This is a genomic window from Mycobacterium hainanense, assembly GCF_041890355.1.
GTDB classification, from domain to species: Bacteria; Actinomycetota; Actinomycetes; order Mycobacteriales; family Mycobacteriaceae; genus Mycobacterium; species Mycobacterium hainanense.
The window spans coordinates 640,065-659,802 of record NZ_CP169059.1 but is presented as its reverse complement, the minus strand read 5'-3'; the positions used below and the strand labels follow the sequence as shown (position 1 = coordinate 659,802).

General features: G+C 69.3%; 17 protein-coding genes. 10 read left to right on the top strand and 7 right to left on the bottom strand.

The window, feature by feature from the left end; genetic code table 11:
- The first annotated feature begins 28 nt into the window (after nt 1–28).
- The 5 genes from fadD3 to ACEL92_RS03020 are packed head-to-tail and all read left to right on the top strand — an operon-like array spanning nt 29 to nt 5,777.
- Entirely contained in the window at nt 29–1,564 is a 1,536-nt protein-coding gene (gene fadD3 / locus ACEL92_RS03040) for a 3-((3aS,4S,7aS)-7a-methyl-1,5-dioxo-octahydro-1H-inden-4-yl)propanoate--CoA ligase FadD3 (RefSeq protein ID WP_374024183.1), read from the top strand.
- Complete coding sequence (locus ACEL92_RS03035; protein ID WP_374024182.1) at nt 1,565–2,710, top strand: acyl-CoA dehydrogenase family protein; 1,146 nt, start codon at nt 1,565–1,567, stop codon at nt 2,708–2,710.
- Nucleotides 2,707–3,642 carry an acyl-CoA dehydrogenase family protein gene (locus ACEL92_RS03030; protein WP_374024181.1) on the top strand — a complete coding sequence of 312 codons (936 nt, stop codon included), beginning with the start codon at nt 2,707–2,709 and terminating at the stop codon, nt 3,640–3,642. The genes ACEL92_RS03035 and ACEL92_RS03030 overlap by 4 nt, the downstream gene beginning before the upstream one ends.
- Nucleotides 3,643–3,672: 30 nt before the next feature.
- Nucleotides 3,673–4,623 carry an acyl-CoA dehydrogenase family protein gene (locus tag ACEL92_RS03025; protein WP_374024180.1) on the top strand — a complete coding sequence of 317 codons (951 nt, stop codon included), beginning with the start codon at nt 3,673–3,675 and terminating at the stop codon, nt 4,621–4,623.
- Entirely contained in the window at nt 4,620–5,777 is a 1,158-nt protein-coding gene (locus ACEL92_RS03020; RefSeq protein WP_374024179.1) for a pyridoxal phosphate-dependent aminotransferase, read from the top strand. The genes ACEL92_RS03025 and ACEL92_RS03020 overlap by 4 nt, the downstream gene beginning before the upstream one ends.
- Here the strand turns inward: ACEL92_RS03020 and ACEL92_RS03015 are convergent.
- Nucleotides 5,774–6,607, bottom strand: a complete 834-nt coding sequence (locus ACEL92_RS03015) for an arylamine N-acetyltransferase (protein WP_374024178.1) — start codon at nt 6,605–6,607, stop codon at nt 5,774–5,776. The two genes, ACEL92_RS03020 and ACEL92_RS03015, sit on opposite strands and share 4 nt — an antisense overlap.
- A 95-nt stretch (nt 6,608–6,702) precedes the next feature.
- Between ACEL92_RS03015 and ACEL92_RS03010 the strand changes: the two genes are divergently transcribed.
- The 3 genes from ACEL92_RS03010 (at nt 6,703) to ACEL92_RS03000 (ending at nt 11,141) form a co-directional block, all read left to right on the top strand.
- Nucleotides 6,703–7,305, top strand: a complete 603-nt coding sequence (locus tag ACEL92_RS03010) for a DsbA family protein (RefSeq protein ID WP_374024177.1) — start codon at nt 6,703–6,705, stop codon at nt 7,303–7,305.
- A 127-nt stretch (nt 7,306–7,432) separates the two neighbouring features.
- Nucleotides 7,433–10,585 (top strand): kelch repeat-containing protein, encoded by a 3,153-nt coding sequence (locus tag ACEL92_RS03005; RefSeq protein ID WP_374024176.1) that lies wholly within the window; start codon nt 7,433–7,435, stop codon nt 10,583–10,585.
- 94 nt (nt 10,586–10,679) lie between these two features.
- Nucleotides 10,680–11,141, top strand: a complete 462-nt coding sequence (locus ACEL92_RS03000) for a hypothetical protein (protein WP_374024175.1) — start codon at nt 10,680–10,682, stop codon at nt 11,139–11,141.
- On the opposite strand, the gene hsaB is transcribed toward ACEL92_RS03000, so the two are convergent.
- Genes hsaB through hsaA form a run of 4 tightly spaced genes read right to left on the bottom strand, consistent with a single transcriptional unit; the run spans nt 11,138 to nt 14,665 of the window.
- A complete protein-coding gene (gene hsaB, locus ACEL92_RS02995; RefSeq protein ID WP_374024174.1) occupies nt 11,138–11,701 on the bottom strand; it encodes a 3-hydroxy-9,10-secoandrosta-1,3,5(10)-triene-9,17-dione monooxygenase reductase subunit in 564 nt (187 codons plus the stop codon). The two genes, ACEL92_RS03000 and hsaB, sit on opposite strands and share 4 nt — an antisense overlap.
- 2 nt (nt 11,702–11,703) lie before the next feature.
- Entirely contained in the window at nt 11,704–12,606 is a 903-nt protein-coding gene (hsaC, locus tag ACEL92_RS02990; RefSeq protein ID WP_374024173.1) for an iron-dependent extradiol dioxygenase HsaC, read from the bottom strand.
- Nucleotides 12,606–13,481, bottom strand: a complete 876-nt coding sequence (gene hsaD / locus ACEL92_RS02985; RefSeq protein ID WP_374024172.1) for a 4,5:9,10-diseco-3-hydroxy-5,9,17-trioxoandrosta-1(10),2-diene-4-oate hydrolase — start codon at nt 13,479–13,481, stop codon at nt 12,606–12,608. Before hsaD ends, hsaC begins: the two co-directional genes overlap by 1 nt.
- On the bottom strand, nt 13,481–14,665 hold the full coding sequence (hsaA, locus tag ACEL92_RS02980) for a 3-hydroxy-9,10-secoandrosta-1,3,5(10)-triene-9,17-dione monooxygenase oxygenase subunit (RefSeq protein ID WP_374024171.1): 1,185 nt from the start codon (nt 14,663–14,665) through the stop codon (nt 13,481–13,483). The genes hsaD and hsaA overlap by 1 nt, the downstream gene beginning before the upstream one ends.
- 158 nt (nt 14,666–14,823) lie before the next feature.
- Between hsaA and ACEL92_RS02975 the strand changes: the two genes are divergently transcribed.
- Entirely contained in the window at nt 14,824–15,906 is a 1,083-nt protein-coding gene (locus tag ACEL92_RS02975) for a 2Fe-2S iron-sulfur cluster-binding protein (RefSeq protein ID WP_374024170.1), read from the top strand.
- Between the two features lie 50 nt (nt 15,907–15,956).
- A complete protein-coding gene (locus ACEL92_RS02970) occupies nt 15,957–16,490 on the top strand; it encodes a hypothetical protein (protein WP_374024169.1) in 534 nt (177 codons plus the stop codon).
- 89 nt (nt 16,491–16,579) lie between these two features.
- On the opposite strand, the gene ACEL92_RS02965 is transcribed toward ACEL92_RS02970, so the two are convergent.
- Nucleotides 16,580–17,455: an endonuclease domain-containing protein gene (locus ACEL92_RS02965; protein ID WP_374024168.1), complete on the bottom strand. Its 876-nt coding sequence runs from the start codon at nt 17,453–17,455 to the stop codon at nt 16,580–16,582.
- A 103-nt stretch (nt 17,456–17,558) separates the two neighbouring features.
- Complete coding sequence (locus ACEL92_RS02960; protein WP_374024167.1) at nt 17,559–19,673, bottom strand: acyl-CoA dehydrogenase family protein; 2,115 nt, start codon at nt 19,671–19,673, stop codon at nt 17,559–17,561.
- Between the last annotated feature and the right edge of the window lie 65 nt (nt 19,674–19,738).

The window sequence follows — 19,738 nt, the reverse complement described above, 5'->3', positions numbered from 1 at the left end:
CCGAGCAATCCAGGTAGGAGCAGTCTCGATGACCGGCGATGTCCGCACCATCCCCGCGGCGCTGGACCGTTTCGCGAGCCGGTTTCCCGACCATGACGCCCTGATCACCGACGACCGGTCGTTCACGGCGGCCGCCCTGCGCGACGAGGTGCGCCGCGCGGCGGCTGCCTTGATCAGCCTCGGCGTGCGGGCCGGAGACCGGGTGGCCATCTGGTCGCCCAACACCTGGCACTGGGTGGTCGCCTGCCTGGCCATCCACCACGCCGGCGCCGCGATGGTGCCCCTGAACACCCGCTATACCGCCGAGGAGGCCTGCGACATCCTGGCCCGCACCGCGGCGCCCCTGCTGTTCGGGATGGGCACCTTCCTGGGCCACGATCGCGTCGCCGATTTGGATCTGGCAGCCTTGCCCGCGCTGCGGCACATCGTCCGCATTCCGATCGAGGCCAACGACGGGACGTGGGACGACTTCGTCGCGCGCGGCACCGATCCCGAGGCGGTCGCCACCCGCGCCGCCGCCGTCGCGCCCGACGACGTCAGCGACATCCTGTTCACCTCGGGCACCACCGGTCGCAGCAAAGGGGTGCTGTGCGCGCACCGGCAGTCGCTCTCGGCCTCGGCGGCGTGGGCGGCCAACGGCAAGATCACCAGCGACGACCGCTACCTGTGCATCAACCCGTTCTTCCACAACTTCGGCTACAAGGCGGGCATCCTGGCCTGCCTACAGACCGGCGCGACGCTGATCCCGCACCTGACGTTCGACCCGTTGCGCGCACTGGAGGCGATCGAGCGGCACCGCATCACCGTGTTGCCGGGGCCGCCCACCATCTACCAGACCCTGCTGGACCATCCGCGGCGCAACGACTACGACCTTAGTTCGCTGCGGTTCGCGGTGACCGGGGCGGCCACCGTGCCCGTCGTGCTGGTGGAGCGCATGCAGTCCGAGCTCGACATCGACATCGTGCTGACGGCCTACGGGCTCACCGAGGCCAACGGGATGGGCACGATGTGCCGCGCCGACGACGACGCGGTCACCGTCGCCACCACCTGCGGGCGCCCGTTCGCCGACTTCGAATTGCGTATCGACTCAAGCGCTCCCGGCGAGGCGGGCGAGGTCTTGCTGCGCGGTCCGAACGTGATGCTGGGCTACCTCGACGACCCGGCTGCCACGGCGGCGGCCATCGACGCCGACGGTTGGCTGCACACCGGCGACATCGGCGCCGTCGACGCGGCCGGCAACCTGCGCATCACCGACCGGCTCAAGGACATGTACATCTGCGGCGGCTTCAATGTCTACCCCGCCGAAATCGAACAGGTGCTCGCCCGGATGACGGGGATTGCCGACGCCGCGGTGATCGGTGTCCCCGACGAGCGCCTCGGTGAAGTCGGGCGGGCCTTCGTGGTGGCCAGGCCCGGCGCCCACATAGACGAGCAATCCGTGATCGCTTACACCCGTGAACATTTGGCGAACTTCAAGGCGCCGCGTTCGGTGCGGTTCGTCGACGCGTTGCCGCGCAACCCGGGCGGCAAGGTGGTCAAACCACAACTGCGAGAGCTGGCCTGAATGGATCTGGAGTTAGACGAGGAGACCCTGGCGTTTGCGGCCGAGGTCCGTGAGTTCTTGTCCGCCAACGCCGAGTCGATCCCGACGAAGTCCTACGACAACGCCGAAGGTTTCGCGCAGCACCGGCACTGGGACCGTGTGCTGTTCGACGCCGGGCTGTCGGTGATCACCTGGCCGAAGAAATACGGTGGTCGCGACGCGCCGCTGTTGCACTGGGTGGTGTTCGAGGAGGAGTATTTCCGCGCCGGCGCCCCGGGCCGGGCCAGCGCCAACGGCACCTCGATGCTGGCGCCCACGCTGTTCGCGCACGGCACCGAAGAGCAGCTGGACCGCATCCTGCCGAAAATGGCCAGCGGCGAACAGATCTGGGCGCAGGCCTGGTCGGAGCCCGAATCCGGCAGCGACCTGGCATCACTGCGTTCCACCGCGACCAGGACCGACGGCGGCTGGCTGCTCAACGGGCAGAAGATCTGGAGTTCGCGGGCGCCGTTCGCCGAGATGGGCTTCGGGCTGTTCCGCTCGGACCCGGAAGCCGAGCGGCACAACGGCCTGACGTACTTCATGTTCGACCTGAAGGCCGAGGGCGTCACCGTGCGGCCCATCGTGCAGTTGGGCGGCGACACCGGCTTCGGCGAGATCTTCCTCGACGACGTGTTCGTGCCCGATCGCGACGTGATCGGCACCCCGAACGAGGGGTGGCGGGCGGCCATGAGCACATCGAGCAACGAGCGGGGCATGTCGCTGCGCAGCCCGGCGCGGTTCCTGGCGACCGCCGAGCGACTGGTGCGACTGTGGCAGGACAGCGGCTCACCGCCCGCGTTTGCCGACCGGGTGGCCGATGGCTGGATCAAGGCGCAGGCCTACCGGCTGCAAACCTTCGGCACGGTGACCCGGCTGGCCGACGGCGGTGAGCTGGGCGCCGAATCGTCGGTGACCAAGGTGTTCTGGTCCGACCTCGACGTGGACCTGCACCAGACCGCGCTGGACATCCTGGCTGCCGACGGCGAGCTCGCCGGCGGCTGGACGGATGGCCTGCTGTTCGCCCTGGGTGGCCCGATCTACGCCGGCACCAACGAGATTCAGCGCAACATCATCTCGGAGCGGTTGCTGGGCCTGCCCCGCGAGAAGTCCGGGGGCAAGAAGTGAAATTCGCGCTAGACGAACAGCAACGCGACTTCGCGGCCAGCATCGACGCCGCGCTCGGCGCGGCCGACCTGCCCGGCGCGATCCGCGCCTGGGCCGCCGGCGACACCGCGCCCGGCCGCAAGGTGTGGGAGCGGCTGGCCGAACTCGGCGTCACCGCCCTGGCGGTTCCCGAAAAGTTTGACGGCATCGAGGCGCACCCGGTCGACCTGGTGGTCGCGATCGAACGCCTGGGACGCTGGTGTGTGCCCGGACCGGTGGCCGAATCCATTGCCGTCGCACCGGTTTTGCTCGCCTCCGACGAGAGGTGCGCGGCTCTGGCCTCCGGTGAGCTGGTCGCCACCGTCGCGTTCCCGCCGCACACACCGCGCGCGGTGGACGCCGACTCGGCCGGGCTGGTGCTGCTGGCCGCCGACGACGGGGTGAGCGAGGCCGCGCCCGGTGACCGGCACGAGTCGGTCGATCCGAGCCGACCCCTCTACGACGTGACCGCCACCGGCCAACCATGGCAGTCAGACCTCCGGCGCGCCTTCGAGTTCGGGGCGCTGGCCACCGCCGCACAGTTGGTCGGCGCCGCCGAGGCGCTTTTGCGCGACACCGTCGACTACGCCAAGCAGCGCGCGCAGTTCGGCCGGGTGATCGGTTCCTATCAGGCGATCAAGCACAAGCTCGCCGACGTGCACATCGCGATCGAACTCGCCCGGCCGCTGCTCTACGGCGCGGCGCTGTCGCTGGAGCCCCGCGACGTCAGCGCGGCCAAGGCGGCGGCGTCGGAGGCGGGCCTGCTGGCGGCGCGGTCGGCGCTGCAGACCCATGGCGCGATCGGCTTCACCCAGGAAAATGACTTGTCGCTTTGGCTACTGCGCGTGCAAGCATTGCGTTCGGCCTGGGGTACTCCCGAGGCGCATCGGCGGCGAGTGCTGGAGGCGCTGTGAGCCGCGCAGTGATGAACAGGAGCGGCGCTCATGAGTGAAGAACGGGAGATGCTGCGGGAGACCGTCGCGGCCCTGGTGGCCAAGCACGCCAACCCGGCGGCGGTGCGCGCCGCGATGGACTCCGAGCGCGGCTACGACGAGTCGCTGTGGCAGCTGCTGTGTGAGCAGGTGGGGGCCGCCGCTCTGGTCATCCCCGAGGAGCTGGGCGGCGCGGGCGGCGAGTTGGCCGACGCCGCAACGGTTTTGCAGGAGTTGGGCCGGGCGTTGGTGCCGTCCCCGCTGCTGGGCACCACGCTGGCGGAGCTGGCGCTGCTGAGTGCGCCCGAGCCCGATGCCGAGACGCTGGGCGGCCTCGCCGAGGGCACCTCGATCGGCGCGCTGGTTTTCGACCCCGACTACGTGGTCAACGGCGACACCGCCGACGTCGTCGTCGCCGCCACCGACGGTCGGCTGACCCGGTGGACCCGCTTCACCGCGGAGCCGGCCGTCACCATGGACCCGACCCGTCGGCTCGCGCGGGTCACGCCCGGGGACACCGCGACGATCGGCGCCGACCCCGGCCTCGCCGACACCGCGGCCATCCTGCTCGCGGCCGAGCAGATCGGCGCCGCCGAACGCTGCCTCGAGTTGACCGTCGAATACGCCAAGAACAGAGTGCAATTCGGCCGACCAATCGGCAGCTTCCAGGCGCTCAAACACCGGATGGCTGATCTGTACGTCATGATCGCCGCGGCAAAGGCGGTGGTGGCGGAGGCCTGCGCCGACCCCATCCCGACGAATGCGGGCACCGCGCGGCTGGCCGCCACCGAGGCGCTGTGCAGCGCGGCCGCCGAAGGCATCCAACTGCACGGCGGAATCGCGATCACCTGGGAGCACGACATGCACCTGTATTTCAAGCGCGCGCACGGCAGCGCCCACCTGCTCGGCACAACGCAGGAGGTCCTCGCCCGACTGGAATCCGAGGTGCTCGAACCGTCGTGAACGACCATGTCGCGCGGCGCGCCGCCATCCCCCCGTTCTATGTGATGGACGTGTGGCTGGCGGCCGCCGAGCGCCAGCGCAGCCACGGTGATCTGGTGAACCTGTCGGCCGGTCAGCCGAGCGTCGGGGCACCCGAGCCGGTGCGCGCCGCGGCGGCCGCCGCCCTGCATTCCAACGAGCTGGGTTACACCGTGACGCTGGGCATTCCGGAGCTGCGCGCGGCGATCGCCGCCGATTACCAACGGCAGCACGGGCTTCGGGTCGAGCCCGACGACGTGGTGCTGACCACTGGCTCGTCCGGCGGATTCCTGCTCGCGTTCCTGGCGTGCTTCGACGCGGGCGACCGGGTGGCGCTGGCCAGTCCCGGTTACCCGTGCTACCGAAACATCCTGTCGGCCTTGGGGTGTGAGGTCGTCGAGATCCCGTGCGGCCCGCAGACCCGCTTCCAGCCGACCGTGCGGATGCTCGAAGAACTCGATCCGCCGCCCCACGGCGTGATCGTCGCCAGCCCGGCCAATCCCACCGGGACCGTGATAGCGCCGGCGGAGCTGGCCGCGATCGCCTCGTGGTGCGAGGCGTCGGGGGTGCGGCTGATCAGCGACGAGGTTTACCACGGCCTGGTCTACGAGGGGGCACCGCAGACCAGCTGCGCCTGGCAGACATCGCGAGACGCCGTGGTGGTCAACAGCTTTTCCAAGTACTACGCGATGACGGGCTGGCGGCTGGGCTGGATGCTGGTGCCGCCCGCACTGCTGCGCGCCGTGGATCGCCTGACCGGCAACTTCACCATCTGCCCGCCGGTGCTCTCGCAGCTCGCCGCGGTGGCGGCGTTCACGCCGGAGGCGAGGGCCGAGGCCGACGGCAACCTGCACCACTACGCGACCAACCGGGCGCTGCTGCTCGACGGGCTGCGCCGAATCGGCATCGACCGGCTCGCGCCCACCGACGGAGCGTTCTACGTGTATGCCGACGTCTGCGAACTCACCAAGGACTCGACAGAGTTCTGCGCGAAACTGTTGAGCGACACCGGCGTTGCCATCGCGCCGGGTATCGATTTCGACACCACGCACGGCAATTCGTTCGTCCGGCTGTCGTTCGCCGGGCCTACGGGTGACATCGAAGAGGCCGTGCGGCGGATCGGGTCCTGGATCTAGGCGTCCAGGATTTTGTCGAGGCGAGCCTCGAGCGCGCCGCGCTCGCCGACGTCGGACACGTTGATGCCGAACCGGTCCCTGAGGGTGTCCACGACCGCCGCGGCGCCGTCGAGGCGGATCTTCTCGCTGCCGTCGGCGCGGTGAATGGCCAGGTTCCGGCCGGCCAGGTTCAACCGGGCGTCGTCGGTGACGCGCGCGGCGGTCAGCCCCGTGACGAAATGCGACGACGGGTGCGTCGAGACGTACCAGCTGCCCACCGCCAGGTCGATGTCCGGCGCGGTCCGGGTGCTGAACTCGTAGAGCGGCTGCCACTCGCCGCGAATCTGGGCCTGCAGGACCAGGCCGTCGCCGCGGTCCTCTAGCCGGTAGGGCTCGTGCGTCGTCTGCTGCACGGTGCCGGTCTCGATCCGCAGCGGCGAGGTGGGTGTCTGCCCGCCGAAGCCGACGTCGACCAGGTAGGAACCGTGGGAGCCGGGGAACGTCACCGCCAACGCCGTGTGTGTCTGCGGCGGCGGTGACGGCGCGTCGGGCGGACGCATCCACACGACCCGGCCGGCCAGGCGCCGCACCCGGAAGCCGAGTTCGGTGAGCGCGTAGCCCATCAGCCCGTTGTGCTCGTAGCAGAAGCCGCCGCGGCCCCGCCGAACGAGCTTGCGGGCGAGGGCCTCCGGGCCCAGGTCGTCGACCGGCACGCCCATCAGCGGATCGAGGTTCTCGAAGGGAATCGCCTTGGTGTGCGCGCTCACCAACGCCTGCAGGACCTCGAGGCCGGGGGCCGTGGCGCCGCCGTAACCGATCCGTTCGAAGTAGTCGCCCAGCTTCAGCGTCATGAGGCCATTCTGCTGCCACGTGATCGGCAGGCGTGCGACGGCCGGCAACGGGTATGCCGCCCGGTAGCCCAAGCCTTGGACCGAAGGAGAAACCCATGGCCGACGTCGACCTGTATCTCGACCCCGTCTGTCCGTTCTCCTGGGTGACCGCGCGCTGGCTGCTGGACGCCGGGCGGGTGACGGGCACACCGGTCACCCTGCGGCAGATGAGCCTGGCGGTCCTCAACGCGGGGAAGGACACCGATGGGAAAGAGCAACACATGATGGAGCGGTCGACGCGGCTGGGACGCCTGTTCGCCGCCGCCGTCGACGAGCGGGGACCGGCGGCATTCGCGGGCCTCTACGCCTCGATCGGCCGCCGTATCCACGTCGACGGGCAGGACCTGACCACACCCGCGATCCGCGCAGCCCTGGCCGAGAACGGCCTGGCGGAAGGCCTCGCCGAAGCGCAGGACGATCCCCGCTTGGACGAGGCGGTCAAGCAGGCGCACCAAGCCAGCCAGGACGCACTGGGCGACGAGGCCGGCAGCCCGATCATCGCGGTCGACGGCCGTGCGTTCTCCGGACCGGTCCTGACCCGAACGCTCAAGACACCGGACGGCGTTCGGCTGCTGGACGCCGTGCTCACCATGGCCGCCATTCCCGAATTCTCCGCGCTGCAACGACCGTATGACGGCCCCCCGGCCATCGAGGCCTGAGCCACGGCCATCGCCACGGATCACGGCGGCGAACACAAGGTTGCCAGAAAAGCACATCCGTGAGGTTGCTGAGCGCTAATGTTGAGCTCGCCAAGAACATATTTCGCGGAGGGTTGAGCGCCAGCAAATGCCTGAAGAGCCCCGGCCCGACCATGTCGCACCGGTCCCGAGCGGCATCGCCGCGGAGCTGGCGGCCGCGGGATTCGAGGACGCCCGGCAAGTGGCCCGGGGCGGGGCCGGGGTCATTTACTGTTGCTACGAGACGGCTCTGGGGCGCAGTGTTGCGGTGAAGGTGTTGCCGTCGCACATCGACGACGACAGCCGCGAACGGTTCCTTCGCGAGGGGTATGCGATGGGCGGACTTTCCGGGCATCCGAACATCGTCAACATTCTGCGGGTTGGCGTCACGCCGAGCGGCAAGCCGTACATCGTGATGCCTTACCACTCAGCGGATTCGCTGGCGGTCCGGCTGCGGCGGGAGGGCCCGGTGGCCTGGCCCGAGGCGTTGCGTATCGGCGTAAAGCTCTGCGGCGCACTGGAAACCGCGCATCGAACCGGCACGCTGCACCGCGACATCAAGCCCGCCAACATCCTCGTGAACGACTACGGCGAGCCGCAGCTCAGTGATTTCGGGATCGCCCACATCGAAGGCGGATACGAGACGGCGACCGGGTTCTTCTCGGGCACCATCGACTTCACCGCGCCCGAGGTGATGACGGGCAACCCCGCCACGGTGGCCTCCGACATGTACTCGTTGGGTGCCACGCTCTACGCGCTCATCGCCGGCAACGCCGCCCACGAGCGCAAGAAGGGCGAGGACCTGATCGCGCAGTATCTGCGGATCAGCACCACCGGGATTCCGGACATGCGTCCCGACGGCATCCCAAATGCGGTGTGCACGGCGATCGAGAGGGCGATGTCGATCGACCCGGCCGAGCGGCCCGCTTCGGCCGAGGAGTTCGGCCGCGAACTGCAGGCCGCCCAGCGCACCAACGGTCTGAAACCCGACGCGATGGCCATCACCGGGCGCCCGTCGGCCGTCGCGGCCGACGCCCCGTTCGCGGCGCCACCCGGGGGGCACAGCGAGGTGGCGCGGCCGTCCGGCCTGCACACCGCGAGCATGCCGGCACCGACGCGGGGACCGGCCGGGCACGACGACCCAACCTCCGCGATCAGCGCCCCCATCGCGAGCGAACACGCGCTGGAAACCGCGGCGTTTCCGCAGTCGGGCCCCGCCGAGTTGCCGGAGGCGGCCAGCCTGCTGCGCGCCGCACAATCGTCGTCGAGGCAGCCCAGGGCCCGGCCACCGCAAGCAGCCGCGCCGTCGGGTCCGGACGGCGGCGCCCAGGGGCCGCCGCGGGGCCCCCGGGCCCGGGCGGCCGGGTGGTTCGCGGAGCCGGGTAAGAAGCGGAACCGCATCGCGCTGACGGCCGGCGCGCTGGCGGCGGTCCTGCTGTTGGTCGTCGGCGGTGTCTGGTTCGCGCTTTCCCCCGACAACAAGGCCGGTTCCAACGGCGCCTCCGGCCAGCCGACCGCGCAGCCGCCCATGCAGTGGAAGCCGATCACCAACGCCCGGATTTCGCGGGACGCCGCGGCCACCACGCAGGCCGACGGCACGATCTGGATCTTCGGCGGGATCCGCAGCGACGGCGCCCTCACCGGACTGCAAGAGGGCTACGACCCCGTCATCGACAGCTGGAAGGGCGGCGACGATCTCCCCGTGCCGGTCTCGCACGCCATGGCGGTGACGTGGCAGGGCAACCCCGTCGTGCTCGGCGGGTGGAAATCCGAAGGCGGCAAAAACGTTGCGTCCGACCAGGTTTGGCGGGTCATCAACAGCCGCTGGGTGGAGCTTCCGCACCTGCTGCAGCCCCGCGCGGCCGCGGCGGCGGCCGTGGTCGGTGACCGGCTGATCGTCACGGGCGGCGTCGACGCGTCCGGCGCGCTGCTGAACACCACCGAGGTGTTCGACGGCAACACCTGGACCCTCGGTGTGCCGATCCCGACCCCGCGGCAGATGCTGGCGGCCGCCTCGGACGGGAAGCTGGTGTACGCGGCCGGCGGCACCAACGGCACCGCCGACCTGCCGACGGTCGAGGCCTACGACCCGGCCGCGAAGAGCTGGTCGCCGCTGCCCCCGCTGAGCCAGCCGCGCAGCGACCTCGGCGTGGCGATCGTCGACGGGCGCCTGGTCGCCGCGGGCGGCGTATCCGCGGGCCAGGTGCTCAAGAGCGTTTCGGCGTTCGACCTGATGACCAAGGTGTGGTCCGGATTGCCCGACATGACCACCGCGCGGCACGGCATGGCCGTCGACGCGGTGGAGAAGTCCGTATACGCCGTCGGCGGGTCGACCGCCGTCGGCGACGGCCAGCTCACCTCGTCGGCGGAAGCGCTGAAGCTGCCCGCCCGCCGGATCCAGCCGGCGTCGCAGTGGCGCTCGCTGCCGGACGCGCCGACCCCGCGCCTGATGATGGCCTGGGCCGTGCTGGACGACAAGATCTGGATTCTCGGGGGCCTGCGGAACGGCACCGCGTTGCAGACCGTCGAGAGCTACGACCCGCACACCGGCGCATGGCAGACCGGGCCCTCATTGCCCATCCCGCTGCACCACGCGGCCGCGGCGACCTACCGCGGCGAGGTGGTGGTGCTCGGCGGGGCCAGCGATCAGCTCGCCGACGCGTCCGACAAGGTGTTCGCGCTGCGCGGCGGTAACTGGGTTGAGCTACCGCATCTCACCCATCCCCGTGCCGCCCCGGCCGCCGCCGTGGTGGGCGACAAACTCGTCGCGGTGGGCGGGCAGAACGCCAAACAGCTCGTCCCGCAGACCGAGGTCTTCGACGGCAGTTCGTGGACGGACGCCGCCGACATGCCGACGCCCCGCGAGCACCTGGCGGCGGCGTCGGACGGCACCTACGTGTACGCGATCGGCGGCCGGTTCCTGTCCTCGGACAAGAACTCCGCGGCGAACGAGCGGTTCGATCCCCAGTCGGGCACCTGGACCAAGTTGGTGGGCATGCCGACCCCGCGCGGAAGCTACGGCGCGACCTACATCGACGGCCGCATCGTGGTGGCCGGCGGCGAGGAACCGACGAGGGTCTTGAACGTGGTCGAGATGTACGACATCGCCGACGCCAAGTGGAGCACCTTGGCCCCGATGCCCACCGCGCGGCATGCCGAGGTGGTGGCGACGGTCGGCAACACCGTCTACTGCATCGGCGGCGCGAACCGGCCGACCCACGAGGGGCCGATCGCGACGGTCGAGGCGCTGGACTTCAGGTAAGCCCGCTCGACGTAGTTGTTTTATCTCTGTCGAATATGGGGATCCGATTCAGACCCGGCTGCAGCAGCATCCCTGAAAATGACCGGAGCCCGATATGAACAACAACACCATCTGGATCGTGATCGCCGTGATTGCGGCAGCCCTGGTGATCGCCGCGCTGCTCTTCGCGGTCAGCAGGTCAAGAAGCCGGCGGCGGCAGCGGCAGGCCGAGGAGATTCGCGAACAGGCCAGGCTGGAGACCGCGAAGGTCGAACGCCGCGAAGCCCTCGCACAAGAGACGGCCGCCAAGGCCCGCGCCGCCCAGGCCGAGGCGGAGGCCAAAGCGGCGGAGGCCGCTCGGCTGCAGGAGCGGGCGGCCAACCACCACAGCGAGGTCGCCGCGTCGCGCGAACAACTGCAGGAGCAGTTGAAGCGCGCCGACGAACTGCACCCCGACGCCGAGGCGAAGCCGGCGGGTGAGCAGGACGACCCCAACACGGCGTGGTCCTCGGAGGCGCACGAACCGGCGACCGACGCCCAAGCCACACGGCACGAGACGTACCGCGGGACGCCCTAGAGCCAGGTGTCCTGAGTGGTGGCGGTGAGAAACGCCTCCAGGTCGTCGCGCCACTGCGCCGGCGTCGTCTTGTCCGGTTCAATCCCGGTGTACTCCCCGCGATAGAACAGCAGCGGGCGCGGCTTGATCTTGGGTGCCTCCGATAGCGACCGCACCGCGCCGAACACCACGAAATGGTCGCCCCCGTCGTGCACGGATGCCACCGTGCAGTCGATGTAGGCCAGCGACCCGTCGATGATCGGCGAGCCGAGTTCCGAAGCGTGCCAGTCAATTCCGGCGAACTTGTCCGGTTCCTTCGAACCGAAGCGCGCGGAAACGTGCTTCTGTTTCTCGGTCAGCACGTTGACGCAGAACCGGCCGCTGGCCTCGATGGCCTGCCAGGATCGCGACACCTTGGTGGGGCAGAACAGCACCAGCGGCGGGTCCAGCGACAGGGCAGCGAACGACTGGCAGGCGAAGCCGATCGGGACCTCGTCGTGCACCGTGGTGATGATCGTGATGCCGGTGCAAAACTGGCCCAGCACCTGCCGGAAGGCCCGCGGATCGATCGGCGCCGACATGATTACCCGCCGGCGCCGACCGTGAAGTCGTGGCCCCACAAACTCACGGCGGTGCTTTCCCGGGCGACCCAGTCGTCGTCCTCCACTTGCCTTCCCTCACAACCGAATTCGACGTCGAACCCGCCGGGTGTCTTCATGTAGAAGGACAGCATCAGGTCGTTGACGTGGCGACCCAGGGTGGCCGACATGGGCACCTTGCGGCGCAGCGCCCGGTCCAGGCACAGACCCACGTCGTCGGCGTTCTCGACCTCCATCATCAGGTGCACGATGCCACTGGGCGTCGGCAGCGGCAGGAACGCCAGGCTGTGGTGGCGCGGGTTGCAGCCGAAGAACCGCAGCCACGCGGGCGCGCCATCCGCGGGCCGGCCCACCAACTGCGGCGGCATCCGCATCGAGTCACGTAGCTTGAAGCCGAGCACGTTACGGTAGAAGTGCAGCGCCTCGTCGTCGTCGCGGGTGGACAGCACCACGTGTCCCAGGCCCTGTTCGCCGGTGACGAACTTGTGCCCGTAGGGGCTGACCACGCGCCGGTGCTCCAGCGCGACGCCGTGGAACACCTCGAGGCAGTTGCCGGACGGGTCGGCGAACCGGATCATCTCGGCGACCCGCCGGTCCGCCAGCTCGGCGGCGGTGGCCTCCTTGTAGGGCACGCCCTCGACGTCGAGCCGCTTCCTAATTTCTTGCAGCCCTTCGGCGTTGGCGCATTCCCAGCCCGCCTCCATGAGGTGGTCCCGCTCGCCCGGCACGATCACCAGCCGGGCCGGGAAGTCATCCATGCGCAGGTAGAGCGCGCCCTCGGTGTCGCCTTTGCCCTCGACCATGCCGAGCACCTTCAGCCCGTAGTCGCGCCAGGCCGCCATGTCGGTGGCCTCGATGCGCAGATAGCCCAGCGAACGGATGCTCATCACGCGCCTCCCAGGAAATCAACGGTCAACTTGTTGAACTCGTCGAACTTCTCCACCTGCGCCCAGTGCCCACATTGCCCGAAAACGTGGAGCTGCGCACGCGGAATGGTCTTCAGCGCGACCAACGCGCCGTCCAGCGGGTTGACCCGGTCCTCGCGGCCCCAGATCAACAGCACGGGCTGGCGCAGCCGGTGCACCTCGCGCCACATCATGCCGAGCTCGAAATCGGCCCCCGCGAAGGACATTCCCATCGCCCGGGTCGCGGTCAGGGACTCCGGCGTGCTGGCCAGCGCGAACCGCTCGTCGATCAGCTCGGGGGTGATCAGCTTTTGGTCGTAGACCATGACCCGCAGGAACGCCTCGAGGTTTTCCCGGGTGGGTTCGACGGAGAACTTGCCCAGCCGCTTGACGCCCTCGGTCGGGTCGGGGGCGAACAGGTTGATGCTCAGCCCGCCGGGCCCCATCAAGACCAGCCGGCCGGCCCGGTCCGGGTAGTCGAGAGCGAACCGGACCGCGGTGCCCCCGCCGAGCGAATTGCCCACCAGCGGAACGCGTCCCAGCCCGAGTTGGTCGAAGAGCCCCTTGAGCGCCCGCGCGGCGTAGTGGTTGAACTGCCCGTGTTCGGCGCGCTTGTCGGAGAGCCCGTAGCCGGGCTGATCGACGGCCAGCACGTGGAATCGCTGCGCCAGCACCGGAATATTGCGCGCGAAGTTCGTCCAGCTAGCCGCGCCGGGTCCCCCGCCGTGCAGCAGGACGACGGTCCGGTCGTTGCCGACCCCGGCCTCGTGATAATGCAGCTTCAGCGGTCCGTCGACGTCGACTTCGGCGAAGCGCGAGGTCGACTCGAACGTCAGCTCCCCCGTGGCAGTGGTCATCAGACCATCGTGTCGCCCGGCGGCAACCCGAACTCGTTGTTTCCGAAGATCTGGTAAGCCCGCTCGGGGTCATTGGCCGCGTGCACCCGGCCCGCGTGCGCGTCCCGCCAGAACCGTTGCACCGGTTGGTCGTTGGCCAGCGCGGTCGCGCCCGACGCCTCGAACAGCCGGTCGATGGAAGCGATCGCCCGCCCGGTGGCGCGCACCTGGTCGCGGCGGGCGCGGGCACGCAGCTCGAACGGGATCTCCTTGCCGGCCGACAGCAACGCGTATTCGTCGGCGACGTTGCCGCTCAGCTGGCGCCACGCCGCGTCGATGTCGCTGGCCGCCTCGGCGATGCGCACCTTGGCGAACGGGTCGTCCTTGGCCTTCTCCCCGGCGAACGCCGCGCGCACCCGCTTGCCCTGGTGCTCCACGTGCGCGTCGTACGCGCCGTAGGCCATGCCGACGATCGGCGCGGAGATGGTGGTGGGATGCATTGTGCCCCAAGGCATTTTGTAGACCGGCGCGGTGTTGGTCTGGTACCCGCCGGCGGTGCCGTCGTTCATCGCCTTGTAGGACAGGAACCGGTGCCGGGGCACGAAGACGTCCTTGACCACCACCGTGTTACTGCCGGTGCCGCGCAGGCCCACGACATGCCACACGTCGTCGATGCGGTACTCACTGCGCGGGATCAAGAAGCTGCCGAAGTCGACCGGGCGGCCGTCCTTGATCACCGGACCGCCGAGGAAGGCCCACGTGGCGTGGTCACATCCCGATGACCAGTTCCAGGAACCGTTGACCAGATAACCGCCGTCGGTCACCACGCCTGCGCCCATCGGCGCGTAGGACGACGAGACCCGCACGTTCGGGTCGTCGCCCCACACTTCCTCCTGGGCCTGCTGGTCGAACAGCGCCAGATGCCAGTTGTGCACGCCGATGATCGAGCTCACCCAGCCGGTGGACCCGCACGCGCTGGCCAGCCGCCGCACCGCCTCGTAGAACAGGCCCGGATCGCACTGCAGGCCGCCCCATTGCTCGGGCTGCAGCAGGGTGAAGAAGCCGATGTCCTGCAGTTCCTGAACGGTCTCGTCGGGCAGCCGCCGCAAATCCTCCGTCGCCTGCGCACGCTCCCGAATCCGCGGCAGCAGATCGTCGATGCCGGCCAACACCGACTGCGCGTCGCGTTGTTGAATGGACGTCACTTAAGTTTGCCTCCTGGGCCAGACTTACTCAGCGGGCTTACACCAGAGACTAGAACACGTTCCGATTTGTGTCGAGCAGGGTATTCCTGCGGCTGGTAGCGATACGAATCCGCTTTTCTATAACATGTTCTAGTTGCAACGAGAGGAAGGATGGGGTCTTGGCCGAGGCCAACCTCGACGAGCCGCTCGGTGACCATGTCCTTGAACTGCAGATCGCCGAGGTCGTCGCCGAGACGGATGACGCGCGGTCGCTGGTGTTCGCGGTACCCGACGAGCCGGGCGACCCCGAGATCCCGCCCGAACGGCTGCGCTACGCGCCCGGGCAGTTCTTGACGCTGCGGGTTCCCAGCGAGCGCACCGGGTCGGTGGCCCGCTGCTACTCGCTGTGCAGCTCGCCGTTCACCGACGACGCGCTGACCGTCACGATCAAGCGGACCAGCGACGGCTACGCGTCCAACTGGCTGTGCGAGCACGCGCGGGCGGGCATGCGCATCCACGTGCTGGCCCCGTCGGGCAACTTCGTGCCCAAGACGCTCGACGACGACTTCCTGCTGATGGCCGCGGGTAGCGGTATCACCCCGATCATGTCGATCGCCAAGTCGGCCCTCGCCGAGGGCGGCGGCCAGGTGACCCTGCTCTACGCCAACCGTGACGACAAGTCGGTGATCTTCGCCGACGCGCTGCGCGAACTGTCCGCCAAGTACCCCGACCGGCTCACCGTGGTGCACTGGCTGGAATCGCTGCAGGGGATGCCGAGCGTGGCCGCCCTGGCGCGCCTCGCCGCCCCCTATACCGGCCGGCCGGTGTACATCTGCGGGCCCGGACCCTTCATGGACGCGGCCCGCAACGCGCTTGAATCGCTGAAAGTGCCTGCGGCGCAGGTGCATATCGAGGTGTTCAAGTCGCTGGACTCCGACCCGTTCGCGGCGGTGAAGATCGACGACACCGCCCCGGGCGACTCGCCTCCGGCCACCGCGGTGGTGCAGCTGGACGGTGAGACCCACACCGTGTCGTGGCCGCGCAACGCCAAGTTGCTGGACGTCCTGCTGGCGAAGGGCCTCGACGCGCCGTTCTCCTGCCGCGAGGGCCACTGCGGCGCATGCGCCTGCACGCTGAAGGGCGGCAAGGTCAGCATGGAGGTCAACGACGTCCTCGAGCAGCAAGACCTCGACGACGGGCTGATCCTGGCCTGTCAATCTCACCCGGAATCTGATTCGGTAGAGGTCACCTACGACGAATAGTCGCGGGGTTAGGTTCACCTTCAGGGTTGGCGAACCGAAAGGGGAGCAGCATGAAGCGACTGATCACCGGGTTTGCGGTCATCGGATCGGCGTTGACGTTCCTGCCGAACCCGGCCGCGGTCGCGGCCAGCAACACCGCCACCACGTTGTTCCCCCTCGACGGGCCCAACCAGCTCGAGACGCGCACCATCCTGAACTGCTTCAAGGCCGACGGCCACTGCGATTTCACCGCCGGGGCGGACATGCTGACGCCCGACGGGGTGACCGGCTTCCCGAACGGCCTCTGGGCCCGGCAGACCACCGAGATCCGGTCGTCCAACCGCCTGGCCTACCTGGACGCGCACGCCAACGGTGAGCACGAGCGGGTGATGAAGTCGATGGGATCCGACGAGATCACCACGGTCTACTTCGGCGAGGGTCCGCCGGAGAAGTACCAGACGAACGGGCGCATCGACTCCACCGATTGGCAGACCGGTCAGCCCAAGACGGACAACAACGTCATCGTCTGCACCCACATCCAGGTGGTCTATCCCGGGGTCAACATCACCTCGCCCAGCACCTGTGCGCAGACGACGTTCTCCTGAGGCGCTCAGAACGCCGAGCCTGTAAATCTGCAGACAAAGTGCGAGTAAGCGGCTCCGCAATTACAGGCTCGATGATCGGCCACCTGCGGTCATCCCGCTAACGGGGCTTGGGCCACTCCTTCGAGCCGCCAGCCTCGAGCGATGAGCGCCCGCCTGACGCGCGCGATGATGTCCGGTGGCGTGTCCTCGGCGATCACCCGGATGACGACCCAGCCCATGTCCGCAAGCTTTCGTAGCCGCCACTGATCCTTCACGTATTTACGACGATCGCTGCGGTGGTGGTCGCCGTCATACTCGACGGCCACGCCGAACTCGGGCCAGCCCATGTCGAGCACGGCCAGAGGACGGTACCCGTCCACCACCGGTATTTGGGTGATCACGGCGGGCAAGCCGGCATCGTTGAGTAGGAGCCTCAGCCAGGTCTCCTTCGGCGAGGCGGCACCGCGGTCGACAAGGGGCAGGACCGAGCGCAGCCGGCGCAACCCACGGGCAGCGGGATATCGCTCGGCGAGCAGCAGCACATCGTTGCTGGAGTACGGTTTCGCCCGCATCAATGCGTCGAGGCGGGCGACCGCCTGCCCGCGCGGCAGATACCGGCTCAGGTCGTACGCCGTTCGCGTGGACGTGGTCACCGGTAACCCTGCGATACACGTGGTCTCGTCGTCGGCCAGTAGCTGCGCGCGTGCGACCACCCCGCGCGGCGGCCGCGTATTTGACCAGACCAACTCGATGGGGACGTCGTCGTCAACCCAACGGGCGCCGTGCAAGGCCGAAGCCGCGACGCCCGCTATCGTCGCCCTGCGCCGGGACCACAACCAGGCACCTTCCGTTCGGTGCCGCAGCGAAAGCTGTTGATTCCGAGGGGCATACACCCCGGGGAAGACGGTCCTATACGAGCGGCGCAATTCGTGCCGCGTCACGACTCCCCGCGCGACGGCTTCAGCACCGATCAATATCCCAGCCATGGGGTGAATGGTGACCTAGGGCACCGACAGCTGTGCGAGCCTGTAAATCTGCAGACAAAGTGCGGGTAAGGGACTGCAAAATTACAGGCTCGACGAAAGTGAGTCAGCGCGGCAGGCCGAGGAGCCGCTCGGCGGCCACGGTGAGCAGGATCTGCTCGGTGCCGCCGGCGATGGTGAGGCAGCGGGTGTTCAGGAAGTCGTACACCGCGTGGTTGCGGACCAGCCCGCCGCCCTCGGAGACGTCCATCATGTACTCGGCCAGCGCCTGCCGGTAGCGCACGCCGATCAGCTTGCGGACGCTCGACTGGGCCCCCGGGTCCTGCCCGCCAACCGCGAGCTGGGCGATCCGCTGGTCCAGCAGCGCGCCGGTCTGGGCGATGACGATCAACCGCCCGAGCCGGTCCTGCTGCGCTGCATCGAGGTCGAGCTCGCCCAGGACCTTGAGCAGCTCCTCCATCGGGTTGCCCAGCGCGGTGCCGGTGGCCATCGCGACCCGCTCGTTGGCCAGCGTGGTCCGGGCCAGCCGCCAGCCGTCGTTCACCGCGCCGACCACCAGCTCGTCGGGCACGAACACGTTGTCCAGGAAGACCTCGTTGAACAGTGAGTCACCGGTGATCTCGCGCAGCGGGCGGATCTCAATGCCCGGCGAGCGCATGTCCACCAGGAAGTAGGTGATCCCCTTGTGCTTGGGGGCGTCGGGGTCGGTGCGCGCCAGGCACACGCCCCAGCGGGCCTTATGGGCCGCCGAGGTCCACACCTTCTGCCCGGTGAGCAGCCAGCCGCCCTCACCACGAACCGCCTTGGTGCGCAGCGACGCCAGGTCGGATCCTGCTCCCGGCTCGGAAAACAGCTGGCACCAAAGGAATTCACCACGCAGGGTGCCTGGCACGAAGCGTTCGATCTGCTCTGGCGTGCCGTGCTCGAGGATGGTCGGCGCCGCCCACCAACCGATGACCAGATCCGGGCGGGCCACGCCCGCGGCCGCCAGCTCCTGATCGATCAGTAACTGTTCGGCCGGTGCAGCGCCACGCCCGTGCGGCGCCGGCCAGTGCGGCGCCTGCAGTCCGGCCTCGGCGAGCGCCGCCTGCCGCTTCTCTCGCGGCAGCGCGGCGATTTCGGCTACGGTCGCGGCGATCTCCGCGCGCTGGCCCTCGACGTCGGTGAGGTCGATGCCGAGGCGGCGCCGCACACCGCCCTGGGTCAGTTCGGTGACCCGGCGCAACCAGCGCTCGGCGCCGCCGAGGAACCGGCCGATGGCGTGCGCCCGCCGCAGGTACAGATGGGCGTCGTGCTCCCAGGTGCAGCCGATGCCGCCGAGCACCTGGATGCAGTCCTTGAGGTTGGCCTTGGCGGCCGTGATGCCGATGCTCGCGGCCAACGCGGCCGCGATGGAGAACTGGTCTGAATCGGGCTCGGCCGCGGCTCGGGCGGCGTCGGCGGCGGCCACCTCGGTTTGCTCGGCGCGGCACAGCATCTCGGCGCACAAATGCTTGACGGCCTGGAAGCTGCCGATCGGCTTGCCGAACTGCTCGCGGACCTTGGCGTAGTCGACGGCGGTGTCCAGTGCCCAGCGGGTCAGGCCGGCCGCCTCGGCCGCCAGCACGGTGGCCGCCACTTCGTCGACGCGCCGCGAATCGGAGACGGCCGTGGCCGGCGCCGACGTCAGCACCACCCTGGCCAAGGGGCGGGAGAAGTCGGTGGCCTCCAGCGGCTCCAACTGCACGCCGTCGCCTTGGGTGTCGACCAGCAGCCACTTCCCGTCCGCCGGCACCAGCACCACACCGCCGTCGGCTGCGCCCAGTGCGAGCGGCAGCGTGCCGGAGGCCCGCTCACCGTCGAACCGGGCGTCGCCTTCCAGCGCCAACCCGGCGAAGCGTTCGCCGGCCGCCAGCGCCGCCAACAGTTCCGGATCGGTGACGACGAGCGTCGCCAGCGCGGTGGTCGCGACCGGGCCGGGAACCAGCGCCTTGGCCGCCTCCTCGACCATGGCGCACAGGTCCTCCACGCTGCCCCCGGCGCCCCCGTGCTCCTCCGCGATCGCGACGCCGAAGATGCCCAGCTCGGCGAGGCGGGCGAAGACCGGGCGCCACGCGTCGGCGTCCCCCTGCTCGACCGCGCGGATTGCCGTCGTCCCGCCCGGCCCCGACGCCGAATTGCGGGCCCAGTCGCGCACCAGGGCACGCGCGGCGAACTGCTCGTCTGTGACGGTCGCTACCACCCTCGGGACCTCCGCGTCCTTCGACTCGACGTGACTCGGGGCCTACGACCCCTAGCTCTCGATTC